Raw genomic sequence first — 14550 nt, 5'->3', positions numbered from 1 at the left:
GCATGAATTTATAATTAAATTTGAAGCGATCAAAACATGAAAGCATACTACAAAAAACATATTCTTCATTTTAAACGCCCCAGTGGAACTTCTAGAGGAGTACTGACCGATAAGGAAACCTGGTTTATTATCATAGAAGAGAACGGAAAAAAAGGAATAGGAGAATGCGGTATTCTCCGGGGATTGAGTATTGACGATACTCCTGACTACGAAGAGCAATTAAAGTGGGCCTGCGGGAATATCCATTTAGGACTGGAAAGACTCTATACGGAGCTTAAGGCCTATCCGAGTATTCAGTTCGGTCTGGAGCAGGCGTTCAGGATGCTGGGATCGGATGAATTATTTTCTTTATTTCCTTCCGATTTTACCAGGGGGAATAAAAATATTCCGATCAATGGCCTGATATGGATGGGAGAAGAGGATTTTATGAAATCCCAGATCGAAGCAAAGCTGAAGGAAGGCTTTGATTGCATTAAAATGAAGATAGGTGCCATCGATTTTGAAACCGAAATAAAACTCCTGAGATCTATCCGGAGATCATTTTCGCCAAATGAAATAGAGATCAGGGTAGATGCCAATGGTGCTTTTAGCCCGGATGAAGCTTTGGAGAAATTAAAGATCCTGTCCGAACTGGAACTTCACTCCATAGAACAACCCATAAAACAAGGGCAAACAGAACATATGGCACGCCTCTGTGAAAACACACCTTTGGCCATTGCTTTGGATGAAGAATTAATTGGTGTTTTTGATGTAACAAAGAAAAGAGAATTGCTACAAATAGTGAAACCTCAGTACATCATCTTAAAACCCAGTTTGGTGGGCGGATACAGAGGATCTGAGGAATGGATAGAAATAGCAGAAAATAATAATGCAGGCTGGTGGATCACCAGCGCCCTGGAAAGCAATGTAGGCCTGAGTGCCATAGCGCAATGGACCTATACACTGCAAAGCGATATGCCCCAGGGGCTGGGAACAGGAAGCCTGTACACAAATAATTTTGAAAGCCCTCTTCGGGTTACTCACGGAGAACTCAGATACGAGCAGGGCAAAGATTGGAACTTTAACTTATAATAGTATATGTATTTAGCACAAGCATTTAAGGTAAAACACGATTTTTGGAGATATGTAATAGGTTCAATAGCAGTAATAGGAGTTAATTTTGTAGCCCAGATCCCATTTATTATCGCTATAGTTTTTAAAGATGGTTTTTCCGGATTAAGCGTGTCGGATGAAAGCGACCTTTTAAATATCCTCGATTCCAATACTACCTTGTTCTTAATATTGCTGCCTTTTGCAGCCTCTCTTATAGCTTTGTACTTTGTTGTTAAATACCTTCACAAACAATCGTGGAGATCGGTAACTACCTCCAGGAAGAAAATAGACTGGAAACGGGTCTTTTTTGCTTTCGGTTTATGGGCGGTAGTAACTGTCATTCTCACCTTTATAGATTATTATTCATCACCTGAGGACTACGTCTGGAACTTTAAATTTGTTCCTTTCCTTATACTGTTTATCATAGCGGTAATTTTTATCCCCCTGCAAACCAGCCTGGAGGAGTACCTTTTCCGCGGATACCTGATGCAGGGCTTCGGTACCTTGTTCAGAAACAAATGGATCCCGCTTATCATGACCTCTCTGATATTTGGCGGCCTTCATTATTTTAATCCCGAAGTGGCAAAACTCGGAAATACGATCATGATCTATTATATAGGTACCGGTTTCTTTCTGGGAATTATGACTTTAATGGATGAGGGAATGGAACTTGCTCTCGGATATCATGCGGCCAACAACCTGATCACGGCACTTTTGGTTACTGCAGACTGGACCGTTTTCAGGACTCACTCTCTTTTAAGGGATGTTTCGGAACCCGTATTGGGCTTTGATGTCTTTATTCCCGTATTTGTGATCTTCCCGACCATCCTGTTTATTTTCTCCAGAAAATACAAATGGACCAACTGGAAAGATAAATTGTTTGGAAAAGTAGAAGAACCTGTAGAAGAAATCATCCTGGGAGAAGAATAATCCCTAATTTAGCTATTGGAATTAAATACTTCTGATGGCTTTCACCGCAAAAATACATCCCGGTTTTAAATTTAACGGTCTTTCTTATACGGAGAAGGATCTGGAGGAACTTGCCTACGATCTTGTTAAGGAAGGGGAAGCGCATGAACAATCTGCCGGCGATTTTCTCCTGGACTGGCTGAATACCGAAGATTGGGTAGAGGTAAAGACTTCCGGTACTACCGGAGCTCCTAAAAACATCAGGATACTCAAAAACAACATGCTGAATTCTGCCATGGCCACCGGTCGCTTCTTTGACCTCGGTCCGGGTAACAGCGCTCTTCATTGTTTGCCTTCAAAATATATTGCAGGTAAAATGATGTGGGTCAGGGCTATGATCCTTGGATGGGAGATCGACCTGGTTGCTCCTTCTTCAAAGCCTCTTGAAAACACAGACAAGAAATACGATTTCTGTGCCATGGTACCCTTACAGGTTCAAAATTCTCTGGAAGAACTTCACAGGGTAAAGAAACTCATTATAGGCGGGGCAAAAGTATCCGAAGAACTTACTGCCCATCTTCAGCATGTACCTACACTGGCCTATGAGACCTACGGGATGACAGAAACCATTACCCATATTGCGGCAAAAAAATTAAATCACCTTAAAGACCCTTCAAAAAGCGGGAATTTTCATTTGTTGCCGAATGTTAGCATCGAAAAAGATGAAAGAGACTGCCTGTTGATAGAGGCTCCGGAAGTGGCTTCGGAAAAGATAATTACCAATGATATTGTAGAGATCGTTTCGGATCTGGAATTTAAGTGGTTAGGCAGGTTTGACAACGTCATTAACTCGGGGGGAATTAAACTTATTCCGGAGCAAATTGAAATTAAATTGTCCAAAACTGTAACAAATAGGTTTTTTTTATCGTCTATAAAAGACAAGCAATTAGGTGAAAAACTGATTCTGGTAGTAGAAGGAAGCGAAAAGGAAAGAGACAGGATCTCCGAGGCAATAAAAAGCCTGAAAACGATTGACAAGTACGAGATCCCCAGGGAAATCTACTTTTTCGAACGCTTCGAGGAAACAGAAAATGGGAAGATTGTAAGGAAATTGGGCTAAGCTACCGAATTGTTCTAATACTGTGTTAAAACTATATTCAAATTATTACATATAAGTTAATTTTTTATTAAGTTTATATAATAATAGGGCCAAACAACCAAAAATAATTACAATAAACTAACTACCAGTGATACGTGTTGATATCAATAACGCCATTTTTATTAGCCTGATTAATGATGGTGATTCCAAAGCATTTGAGACACTGTATAAACTATACTACAACAGACTATTGCATCTTGCCAAAAGTTATGTAGGTAATTCAGAGGATGCAGAAGAGATCGTTCAGGATGCTCTTTTGAAGGTCTGGAAGAAAAAGAAAAAGATCACTACCAATATTAACGGTTATCTCTACAAAATAACCAGGAATTCATGTCTTGATCATTTAAGGAAGAACAAAACGCGAATCGGTCTGTACGATAATTTTGATCAGAAGGACACCTGGATCAATTATATTTCTTTAAAGGATAATGCTGCTTCCCTGCTTATAGAACAGGAACTGGAGAAGCAAATTACTGAAGCTATTGAGTTGCTTCCGGAAAAATGCAGGCGCGTATTTATCAAGAGCCGTATAGAAGGCCTTAAACAGAAAGATATATCGGAAGATCTGAACATTTCTATCAACACCGTAGAAAATCATATTGCCAAGGCTTTAAAGCATATGCGACTTCACTTACGGGAGTTTTTATCACTTTTTTAAAAAAAAATTGGATTTGGAGTAGTGGGTGATCCGTTTTTGTGCGTCATACTAATAAACGACACACCAAAATGGAAAAAAACCTCATTGAGAAATATATTCAGGGCAAAGCTAATAGGCAGGAGAAAGAGGTTGTCTATAAATGGCTGAAGGAAGATCCTTTGCATCAGAAAGAATTTAGTCTTTTAAAAGCTAAGTATGTGGCAGCTTCTTTAGAGAATGTAACCGATGAAAGCGTTGCAGAGAAGTATTCCAGTTTTAACAGAAAAAGACAATCCGCCAAAAACAGATTCAACTATATCGTATCTGCAGCAGCAAGCGCAGTTATTATTTTCCTCGCCTGGGGACTTTATCAGCAGAGCATTACAGAGCCGGAAAATCAACTTCAGAATAGCCTGGCTGTTAATTACATCAATATAAGTACGGAAAACGGACAGAAAAAAGAAGTTACGCTTCCCGACGGGAGTGTGGTAGTTCTAAATATTGATAGCCAGCTTACCTATCCCGATAAGTTTGAAGATAACATCAGAGAAATAACCCTTAACGGAGAAGCTTTTTTCGATATAGCCCATAATAAAGAGAAGCCTTTTATTGTAAACACCAACAATATTAAGGTAAAAGTGCTGGGAACTTCTTTTAATGTAAAATCCTATCCGACGGATAAAAAAGTGGAAACTACCCTGGTTACAGGAAAAGTAGAGCTCCTGCATGAAGAAGAATCGCCTATCATTCTTGAACCCTCCCAAAAAGCAGTTTTTCATAAAAAAGAAAAGAAGGTAGAGATCAAAGAAGTAAAAACTTCGGATGTGATTGCCTGGCGTGAAGGAAAACTGATTTTTAACAAAACGTCCATAGAGCAGGTCATCCTTGATCTGGAAAGGAAATACAACACGAAATTTATTATTAATTCACCTAAACTATTAAATTATGAATATACCGGGACCTTTGATAATCTAACATTAGATGAAGTATTGAAACTTCTGATGATCTCGTCACCTATCGAGTACGAAATTAAAAACGACACCATTGTACTCGATATGAAATAATAGCAAAAAAAAAGAGAGTGCTGCAACACCCTCTTTTCGTAAGCTGTTAATTATTTGACCACAGACTAAAGTGATAAACAATTAAACCATTTCAAAATTATGAAAAAAAACGAATCTAGGGTTTTTTCTAGGAAAATTCTATTGTTCAGAATTATGAAAATCTATGCCGTTTTATTGTGTATTTCGATAGCAAAATTATTTGCTGACAACACCTATGCACAAAATATTTCGTTGAAAATGCGGAATGTGGAGTTAAAAACCATCTTTACGGAAATAGAAAAGAAAAGTGAATACAGCTTCTTCTATAATAACAGTTTGGTAGACGTTTCTAAAAAGAAATCACTAAATGTTGAAAATAAAGAAGTTCTTGATGTTTTAAGTACCCTACTTAAAAATACAGAGATAGACTATAAGATCTTTAAAAAACAAATAATCCTATTTCCCAAAAACAATGTTTCCATTGGGAACCTTTTAAAAGAATTATTAGAGAAAAATGAACAGACCGTCAATTCGGATGCGAACGATGTAGGAGATGCAAATCTCGAAAATGTCGAAGCTATATTCGAGGATGCTGTTCAGGATCTCGTTAGCGGTAATGTAAGTGATAATAATGGTACACCATTAATTGGGGTGTCCGTTGTTATTAAAGGAACCACTACCGGAACTCAAACCGATTTTGACGGAAATTATCAGATAGATGCCAAGCAAGGAGATATTCTGGTATTTTCTTATATCGGTATGCAGACCACCGAAATTACGGTAGGTACGAGCAAAACGATTAATGTAACCATGCAGGAAAGCGTAAATTCTCTGGAAGAAGTTATTGTGGTAGCTTATGGTACTGCTAAAAAAGGAGACTTTACCGGTTCTGCAACAAAGATCGATGCAAAAACAATTGAAAAAAGAACACTTACCAACGTAGCCAATGTACTGGATGGTGCTTCTGCCGGGGTTAGGGTAACACCTGCCAGCGGACAGCCGGGATCCGGACCTGCTATTAGGGTAAGAGGTATAGGTTCTGTGAACGCTTCCAGTGCTCCTTTAATTGTATTGGACGGGGTTCAGTTTGATGGAAATATATCGAGTCTTAATGCCAACGATATTGAGAGTTTTACGGTATTGAAAGATGCCGCATCAACATCTCTTTACGGGGCAAGAGCAGCAAACGGGGTGGTGATCATCACTACTAAAAGAGGTAGATCAGGACAAGCCGATCAGTTCTCACTAAACGTGAGCCAGGGTATTACATCCAGATCTATCCCCGAATACGACAGAGTAAATGCTTCACAATACTATCCTTTAATGTGGGAAGCGTTGAGAAACAGTCTTTCCATTTCAGGAAACACTCCGATAGACCAGGCTAACCAGTTAGCTACGGATGGAATTTTTGATGAATTACTGACTAACCCGTTTAATGTACCTAACGATCAGATTGTTGGAACAGATGGTTTACTGAATCCGAATGCTCAGCTGTTATATCCGGACGATCTGGACTGGCAGGAACCTTTGATCAGATCGGGATCGAGAAGTAATATCGACTTTTCATACAGAGGAGCCAGCCAGACAACAGATTATTTCGTGTCTCTGAGTTACCTGAATGAAAAAGGATTCTTGATCAACACCGATTTTGAGCGTATTACAGGACGTATAAACGTGAACACAAAATTAAATGATTGGTTTAAGACAGGTTTAAATCTTTCCTATGCCAATTCGGTTTCAAATCAGCAAACGGCTGCAACCAATGCCTTTGTTAACCCGTTCTTTTCGGCCCGGGCAGTTGCACCTATTTATCCGGTATTCCTGCACGATCCTGTAACAGGAGAGTTTATTTTAGATGATAACGGAGACAGGATCTTCGATCCGGGTGCCAACCGTGTAGGGGGTACCAGCGGACGTCATGTGGTTCAGGAAACCATGCTGAATGTAGACCGCGATGAGATCAATACTATTTCGGCAAGAACATATGCTGAGTTCCACTTCCTGAAGGATTTTACTTTTACCTTCAATGCAACATTGGATAAGCGTTTCTTTAGAAATGAAGACCTCAATAACCGTATTACCGGTGATGGTGCACCGGATGGTAACGCATCGCGTACGTCTAACCTCTTTACTTCGATCACTTACAACCAGTTATTGAACTATACGAGAGATTTTGACAAGCATTCCATCTCTGTACTTCTCGGACATGAGAGCTACAGAACAGAAAGAGAATTCCTGACAGGTACCAGAACACAACAGGTTGCCGACGGAAATACAGAACTAGACAACTTTGTAACTACTACCAATCTTAGCTCGCAAACCGATGAGCAAAGTACGGAAGGTTACTTCTCCCGATTCAGTTATGATTATGATGATAAGTACTATTTGTCCGGTTCCTACAGAAGGGATGGTTCTTCAAGATTCGATCCCGATGTAAGATGGGGTAACTTCTTCTCAGTAGGAGGTGCCTGGAGATTGGACAGAGAAAATTTCATGGCAGATCTTCCATGGGTAAATGCACTTAAATTAAGAGCGTCTTACGGAGAGGTTGGAAACGATAACTTAGGTTTCTTTGTTAGCCAGGAGCTTTTTTCTCTAGGATTTAACAACGAGGCAAACCCAGGTATTTTATCTGCTTCTTCAGGAAACCCTAACCTTAAGTGGGAGGTGAACGTTCAAACAGATGTTGCTGTTGAGTACGGGTTATTCAATAATAGAATTTCCGGAACGATCGAATACTATAACAGAGAGTCTAAAGACTTACTCTTTAATGTACCGCTTCCGAGAGAGGCCGGTTTGGATAACATTCCTTCCAATATCGGATCTATGGAAAACCGCGGATTTGAATTCGATATTTCTGCAGATATTATTACGAAGCCAGACTTTAAGTGGAATCTTAATCTGAATGCAGCTACGATAGAGAATGAAATAACCGAACTTCCGCAGGAAGAGATCATTACAGGAACCAAGAAGTTAGTTGTTGGTGGAGACATTTTTGCCTTTTTCCTAAGAGAGTGGGCCGGTGTTGATCCTGCAGACGGATCCGGTTTATTTATCCTTGACCCGGAACTGGGAGCAGTAGGAGATTCAGACGTGAGAACTGTAGACGGTCAGGTGGTTACTACCAACCAGAACAAGGCGTTGAGAAGTTTTGTAGGTACTTCACTTCCTGATGTTTTCGGAAGTTTTACCAATACGTTCACGTATAAAGGTTTTGAACTGTCATTTTTATTCACCTATCAGTTAGGAGGTTTAACTTTAGATAACAACTACGGTGCCTTAATACACTCGGGAACCTATGGTAATTCCCTGCATACGGATATACTTGACCGCTGGCAGCAACCGGGAGATATTACTGATATCCCCAGACTTGATGCCGACCAGGTAAATACCTTCGGAGCACAGTCTACCAGATTCTTTATTAAATCTGACTTCCTGGCATTACGTCAGGCCAGTATCTCCTATACATTTAGAAATGATTCCTTTACAGAGAGTTTAGGTTTGAATAGCGCAAGGATCTATGCTACCGGAGAAAATATCTTCATAGCATCCGGAAGATCCGGATTTGATGCAGGCCAAAACTTCAATGGAACTACTCAAAATAGATTTACTCCATCAAGAGTGATAGCTTTTGGTGTTAATGTAACATTTTAAAAACTTTACATTATGAAAAATTACAAAATAGTTATTTTAATCTTTGCTGTTACTACAAGCATGCTTTTCAATTCTTGTAGTGATGATTTTCTTGATAGATTCCCTACAGATCAGATCTCAGCGGAAGATGCGGTAGCAACAACCGGAAACCTGAGATTGGTATTGAACGGGATCCACAGATCTTTATATATACGTTACGGAGCACAGGGAAGAACAGGAATAGGATCTTTAATGATCCAGAATGAAGTTTTGGGAGAAGATTTCGTAATGAATGCACGGGCAAACGGGTGGTTCATCAATGCCTATCAGTGGAATGATCATACCAATGCCCTGGATGCAGATGATCTTTTTCCGTATAGAACCTATTACAGGATAGCCAGAAATGCCAATACCATTATTAATGGTGTTGCTGTGGCGGACGGTCCGGACGATGAGAAGAACGAACTTAGAGGACAGGCCCTTATTTACAGAGCCTGGGTACATTTTCAGCTGGTTCAGTTATACGGAATGAGATATGATGCAGCGGGAAATAATACGCAATTAGGAGTTCCGATTGTTTTAACTACAGATTTCGAACCTATAGCACGAAGCACTGTGGAAGAAGTATATCAAAGGATCAACGACGATCTGGATGAAGCGATCGTTTTACTGGATGGAAGCGGTCAGGGAGATGTTCCTGATCTGGACCTTAGTGTTGCTCAGGGCCTAAAAGCAAGAGTATCACTGGTACAGGGTAATTGGGCCGTAGCAGCTCAGTTTGCAGCCCTGGCTCGTTCAGGATATACTTTAGCCGATTTTGATACGTATTTCAACAGCTTTAGTGATTCCGGTAATGGAGAATGGATGTGGGGAAGCCGTGTTCAGGAAGATCAGTCCGACAGATTTGGTAACTTCGGCGCATGGGTTTCAAGAAACTTCAGCTCATCCAATATCAGAGGAAATCCTAAGTCGATAAACAGTTTGCTACACGCTACGATCCCTGTGACTGATGTAAGATCTCAGTTATTTGATCCTACGGGAGATCACCTTAATCTGCCTCCGGGCGTTGAGATCTCTTCAAGACACCAGAGATTCCCGTATACAAACCAGAAGTTTATTGCCGCCGGAACAGGAGACAGTAGAATGGATACTCCTTATATGAGAGCTCCCGAAATGTACCTTATTGAAGCAGAGGCAAGAGCCAGAATGAATGATGATGCCGGAGCGGCAGCAGTTTTATTTGAGTTAGGATCGGTAAGGGATCCCGCATATGTACTATCTGTCAATACCGGACAGGCATTGATCGATGAGATCCTTCTTCAAAGACGTTGGGAGCTTTGGGGAGAGGGCTTTAGATTCTACGACTTAAAGAGGTTAAATCTTCCTTTAAATAGAAATGGAGCAAACCATCCTGCTAATGTGGCCGTAATATTTGATGTTCCGGCAGGAGATCCGAGATGGCAGTGGCTTATCCCACAGTCTGCTTTGGATGCAAACCCCTTATTAGAACAAAATCCATTATAATTTTATTTTAATTTAATTTTTTTATTATTTGTAGTCCATCACCTGGCAGCCTTAGGTTGCCAGGTTTTTATATAAAGCCCCAAAAACAAAACTCAGTCAAAAACCGCGTTTACTTCCTTCGCAGACCCTTTGACTCATTCTTACTTTTAATCACATTTCTTTCCTTCTAGTTTTATCCTGAATCTAAAAATGATCCAGGATGAAAAAACTACTCACGGCCATTACAGCAATGCTGATATGTATCTCATTGCAGGCACAACAGAAACAAATAAGCGGAAAAATTACCGATCAGGACGGACTTCCTTTACCCGGAGCTAATGTCGTGATTAAGGGAACCAAAATAGGCACTCAATCAGATTTTGAAGGAAACTATTCTATTACAGCCAGTTTAGGACAGATACTTGAATATTCTTATGTCGGTATGATTACGGCTACCAGACTGGTTGGAGCTTCCAATACAATTAATGTACAACTGATGTTTGCAAGCAATTCATTAGACGAAGTGGTTATTACCGGATATAGCACTAGTACCGTTACGCGCTCTACCACATCCGAAGTCAACATCCGAAGGGAAAAACAAAAAGCCAGGCATGCACAGCTGGCCAGGAAATTACAGGGACAGGCACAGGGAGTACAGATCCTGAGTAATAAGGACAATAAAGTAAAGTTGTCTAAGCAAGAGCCTTTGTATATCGTAGACGGCGTTCCGCTGCAAACTTCTTATAATACCCTTGCAAAGAAGATAGATCCGGCAAAAATAGAAAGCTTAAATGTATATAAACCCAATAAGGCCACCCGGCTTTTCGGAAATATTGCCAGGAACGGTTGTGTGGTCATCAGGACCAAAAAAGGGAATTACCGCGTAGAAAATGACGAATCCTATGCCAGTATCAGTGAAAATCAGTTTGAACATGTGGCTTCCTCACCTTTATCTACCTTCTCCATAGATGTGGATAAGGCTTCCTACAGCAATATAAGACGTATGATCAACGGAGGGGTTTCTCAGATCCCTGCGGATGCGGTTAAAATTGAAGAGATGATCAATTACTTTAATTATGATTATCCTCAGCCTCAGGATACTCATCCTTTTTCTATAAATACCGAAGTAAGCCAAACGCCCTGGAATGAGCAGACCAAACTGGTGAAGATAGGCCTTCAGGGAAAAAAGTACAGCAATGAGGAGATCCCTCCGGCAAATCTGGTATTTCTTATAGATGTATCGGGTTCAATGTCATCGCCAAATAAATTATCCCTGCTAAAGCCGGCCTTTAAGCTTCTTGTTAATCAGCTTAGGGATGAAGATAAAGTATCTATTGTGGTCTATGCCGGAGCGGCGGGAGTAGTGCTCGAGCCTACTCCGGGAAGTTCCAGGAAAAAGATCCTGGAAGCATTGGATAGATTAGAAGCTGGCGGATCTACAGCCGGAGGAGCAGGAATAAACCTTGCTTATAGACTTGCTGAGAAAAACTTCCTTAAAAACGGGAACAACAGGATCATCCTGGCAACAGACGGCGATTTTAATGTGGGAATATCCAGTGATAAGGAAATGGAAGAACTCATAGAAGAAAAGAGAAAGTCAGGAGTATTTTTATCGGTCCTCGGATTCGGAATGGGAAATTACAAAGATTCAAAACTGGAGATCCTTGCCGATAAAGGAAACGGGAATCACGCCTATGTCGATAATATGCAGGAAGCGCAGAAGATCTTCGGAGAAGAGTTCGGAGGTACTTTATACACCATTGCCAAGGATGTAAAGATCCAGGTAGAATTTAACCCTGCCAAAGTAAAAGCGTATCGCCTGATTGGTTATGAGAACAGACTTTTAGCCGATGAAGATTTTATAGATGATACCAAGGATGCCGGAGAACTGGGGAGCGGGCATACCGTAACGGCCCTGTATGAAGTGATCCCTGTAGGTGTGGAAAGCAAGTTTCTGGCAAAGCTGGACGATCTTAAGTATACCACAAGGAATGAAGGAGGAAATTATTCTGATGAGCTGCTGACGGTAAAATTCAGATATAAAAAGCCAACAGGAACCCAGAGTGTACAGATGGTAAAAGTGGTAAAAGACGAACTCAGAAATGCTTCTTCCGATCTGAAATTTATTTCGGCGGTTGCCTTACTGGGAATGAAATTGAGGAATTCAAGGTTTCAGAATGGAGCCTCTACAGAACAGATCATTGCACTGGCAGAATCGGGAAGAGGGAAAGATAACAACGGATACAGAGCAGAATTTATAAGATTGATCAAATCATTTTACCGCTTGTAGAGTGAGGTTTTTAGGTTGGTGACCCCTTTTAGGGGAAGAAAAGAGCGCTTTATGCGCTCTTTTTTTATTTTTCCATTTTAAAATAATAATCTGCCGAATGTTTTCCGGAGCCGTAAATAAGAAAGAACAGACATAGCAGAAAAACAGTAACAGATAGAATAAGATTAGTAGTATTCATTTCCCCTATAAAATTAATAAGGATAGCCCCGATCAGAATAGGTAGCTGTGCCAGCACAGACCATCTGGTTAGTAATCCGAAGGTTATCAGAATACCTCCCAGCATATGCGCCGGAGCAACATAATGAATGACCAGCATGGCCCCTGCAAAATTCTGAAAAGGTTTAAAGAGCGCAATTAAATTCTCACTGTTCGCAATAAAAGAGGTCCCTTTTATAAAAAGAAACACCCCCAAAGCGATACGTAACAGGTCCAACGGATAATAAGTATGCGCATTGGCCCATTTGTTTAATGATTTTACGACACCCATAATTTTAGGAATTAAGTTTCTATGTAAATTACTGATTTTTAACCAAATAATCAAGTTGTATGTAATAGACCCCCGTTGGTTTGGTTTAATTTGATTAATTTTAAAAGAGAAAATCGCAGATTCGGTTTTAGTAGCTAAACAATGTATTAATGCCTGTTTTACAGGAGATTTGGGGTATCCGAAAGGGCTCATCTGTAAAACACCGCCGATGTTTTAAAAAAATACCGCCGTTGCTCAAAATATATGTCGACGGTATTCAAAGCATATATCGGCGATATTCAAAACACATAACGACGTTGTTTAAAATAAATATCGTCGTTGTTTAAAATATATATCCAGGTTATTTGAAAAATATACCCAGGTGATTTTAAAAATGCATTGATATACGGCACATACCTAAGCGGTTTTCCGGAACAAATTACAATTGCAAACTTTAAAATAATGAAGAAATATTTCTGTTTTTTTCTGATGCTGCCCTCATTCCTGGGAGCACAGGAAATACTCCCGGAGAGAGAACGGGCAATCGTCGTAGATGAGATCCTTGCAGACCGGTTTAATAACCTTCTGCCACAATTAATGGACAGGACCCAAATAGATATGTGGGTCATCATCTCCAGGGAATACAACGAAGACCCCGTTTTAAAGACCATGCTCCCCGCCACATGGCTTAATGCCCGACGCAGGACCATCCTGGTGTTTTACAGGGATAAGGCTAAGAACACTATAGAGAAACTGGCCATAGCCCGCTATAATATCGGGAAGAACATTGTCTCTGCCTGGGATAAAGAAAAGGAACCGGACCAATGGAAGCGGCTCGTTCAGATCATTGAAGAACGTAATCCGCAGAAGATAGCCCTGAACTTTTCTACAGATTTTAATATTGCAGACGGCCTGGTAAAAACAGATTATGAAGAATTTACTTCATACCTGCCATCAAAATATAAACAGAAGATCGTTTCGGCAGAAAAGCTGGCCATCGCCTGGATAGAGACCAGAACTCCCCGGGAAATGGTTATTTACAATCAGCTGGTTGCCATTACTCATAATATTATCGAGGAGGCCTTCTCCGAAAAAGTGATCACTCCCGGTATAACTACCACTACCGATGTAGAATGGTGGATGCGGGAAAAGGTTACACAACTGGGCCTGGAAACCTGGTTCCATCCGTCGGTAGATATCCAGCGAAGCAATGAAGTATTGGGAAATCATCTGTATTCCTTCTCTAACAGGCCGGAACAGATGGTTATCATGCCAGGAGATCTGCTGCATTGCGATTTTGGTATCAGCTACCTCCGCTTAAATACCGATTGCCAGGAACTGGCCTATGTCCTGAAACCCAATGAAAAGGAAGTTCCCGACTTCCTGGTAAATGCCCTTAAAGAAGGTAATAAAGTACAGGATTATCTTACGGATAATTTTGTCACCGGAAAAAGCGGAAATGCCATTCTGCTCAAAGCTCTCGATGAGGCGCGAAAAGCAGGGTTAAAACCAGCAATTTACACCCACCCGCTGGGAAGTTACGGGCATTCATCAGGCCCGACTATCGGGATGTGGGATGCGCAACAGGGAGTACCGGGAGCCGGAGATTATCCCTTGTACCCCAATACGGCTTATGCCATAGAGTTGAATACTACCGTGAACATTCCGCAGTGGAAAAGAGATATCAGGGTTATGCTGGAGGAAGCCGGATTTTATGGAGAGGATGGTTTCAGATATGTAAACGGAAGACAGACAAAGATCCTGACCATTCCGAAAACGGAAGAACATCTGGGAAATTGATTTATACCAAATAGAAGA

General features: G+C 40.7%; 10 protein-coding genes. 9 read left to right on the top strand and 1 reads right to left on the bottom strand.

Annotation, left to right across the window (positions count from 1 at the left end; translation table 11 throughout):
• The first annotated feature begins 36 nt into the window (after positions 1 to 36).
• The 8 genes from GWK08_RS10530 (at position 37) to GWK08_RS10495 (ending at position 12266) form a co-directional block, all read left to right on the top strand.
• Positions 37 to 1071, top strand: coding sequence for an o-succinylbenzoate synthase (locus tag GWK08_RS10530; RefSeq protein ID WP_163607084.1), 1035 nt, complete (start codon positions 37 to 39; stop codon positions 1069 to 1071).
• A 6-nt stretch (positions 1072 to 1077) separates the two neighbouring features.
• Positions 1078 to 2022 carry a CPBP family intramembrane glutamic endopeptidase gene (locus GWK08_RS10525; protein ID WP_163607082.1) on the top strand — a complete coding sequence of 315 codons (945 nt, stop codon included), beginning with the start codon at positions 1078 to 1080 and terminating at the stop codon, positions 2020 to 2022.
• A gap of 34 nt (positions 2023 to 2056) precedes the next feature.
• A complete protein-coding gene (locus GWK08_RS10520; RefSeq protein ID WP_163607080.1) occupies positions 2057 to 3121 on the top strand; it encodes an AMP-binding protein in 1065 nt (354 codons plus the stop codon).
• A gap of 127 nt (positions 3122 to 3248) precedes the next feature.
• Positions 3249 to 3818: an RNA polymerase sigma-70 factor gene (locus GWK08_RS10515; protein WP_163607078.1), complete on the top strand. Its 570-nt coding sequence runs from the start codon at positions 3249 to 3251 to the stop codon at positions 3816 to 3818.
• A 68-nt stretch (positions 3819 to 3886) separates the two neighbouring features.
• Positions 3887 to 4861, top strand: a complete 975-nt coding sequence (locus GWK08_RS10510; RefSeq protein ID WP_163607076.1) for a FecR family protein — start codon at positions 3887 to 3889, stop codon at positions 4859 to 4861.
• 153 nt (positions 4862 to 5014) lie between these two features.
• Entirely contained in the window at positions 5015 to 8494 is a 3480-nt protein-coding gene (locus GWK08_RS10505; RefSeq protein WP_163607074.1) for a TonB-dependent receptor, read from the top strand.
• Between the two features lie 12 nt (positions 8495 to 8506).
• Complete coding sequence (locus GWK08_RS10500) at positions 8507 to 9997, top strand: RagB/SusD family nutrient uptake outer membrane protein (protein WP_163607072.1); 1491 nt, start codon at positions 8507 to 8509, stop codon at positions 9995 to 9997.
• Positions 9998 to 10196: 199 nt separating this feature from the next.
• Positions 10197 to 12266, top strand: a complete 2070-nt coding sequence (locus tag GWK08_RS10495) for a vWA domain-containing protein (RefSeq protein ID WP_163607070.1) — start codon at positions 10197 to 10199, stop codon at positions 12264 to 12266.
• Between the two features lie 64 nt (positions 12267 to 12330).
• Here GWK08_RS10495 and GWK08_RS10490 read toward each other — a convergent pair whose 3' ends face one another.
• Entirely contained in the window at positions 12331 to 12753 is a 423-nt protein-coding gene (locus GWK08_RS10490; protein WP_163607068.1) for a DoxX family protein, read from the bottom strand.
• Positions 12754 to 13194: 441 nt separating this feature from the next.
• On the opposite strand from GWK08_RS10490, the gene GWK08_RS10485 reads away from it, so the two are divergent.
• Entirely contained in the window at positions 13195 to 14532 is a 1338-nt protein-coding gene (locus GWK08_RS10485; RefSeq protein WP_163607066.1) for a M24 family metallopeptidase, read from the top strand.
• Positions 14533 to 14550 lie beyond the last annotated feature (18 nt).

This window comes from Leptobacterium flavescens (assembly GCF_010671605.1).
In the GTDB taxonomy this organism is placed as follows: Bacteria; Bacteroidota; Bacteroidia; order Flavobacteriales; family Flavobacteriaceae; genus Leptobacterium; species Leptobacterium flavescens.
The sequence above is the reverse complement of the archived record's forward strand: the minus strand, read 5'-3'. Positions and strand labels throughout refer to the sequence as shown.

What these genes read in the sequence shown, in the direction of transcription:
- GWK08_RS10530 (WP_163607084.1), top strand. Translation starts at nt 37, where the DNA reads ATGAAAGCATACTACAAAAAACATATTCTTCATTTTAAACGCCCCAGT.
- GWK08_RS10525 (WP_163607082.1), top strand. Translation starts at nt 1,078, where the DNA reads ATGTATTTAGCACAAGCATTTAAGGTAAAACACGATTTTTGGAGATAT.
- GWK08_RS10520 (WP_163607080.1), top strand. Translation starts at nt 2,057, where the DNA reads ATGGCTTTCACCGCAAAAATACATCCCGGTTTTAAATTTAACGGTCTT.
- GWK08_RS10510 (WP_163607076.1), top strand. Translation starts at nt 3,887, where the DNA reads ATGGAAAAAAACCTCATTGAGAAATATATTCAGGGCAAAGCTAATAGG.
- GWK08_RS10505 (WP_163607074.1), top strand. Translation starts at nt 5,015, where the DNA reads ATGAAAATCTATGCCGTTTTATTGTGTATTTCGATAGCAAAATTATTT.
- GWK08_RS10500 (WP_163607072.1), top strand. Translation starts at nt 8,507, where the DNA reads ATGAAAAATTACAAAATAGTTATTTTAATCTTTGCTGTTACTACAAGC.
- GWK08_RS10495 (WP_163607070.1), top strand. Translation starts at nt 10,197, where the DNA reads ATGAAAAAACTACTCACGGCCATTACAGCAATGCTGATATGTATCTCA.
- GWK08_RS10490 (WP_163607068.1), bottom strand. Translation starts at nt 12,753, where the DNA reads ATGGGTGTCGTAAAATCATTAAACAAATGGGCCAATGCGCATACTTAT.
- GWK08_RS10485 (WP_163607066.1), top strand. Translation starts at nt 13,195, where the DNA reads ATGAAGAAATATTTCTGTTTTTTTCTGATGCTGCCCTCATTCCTGGGA.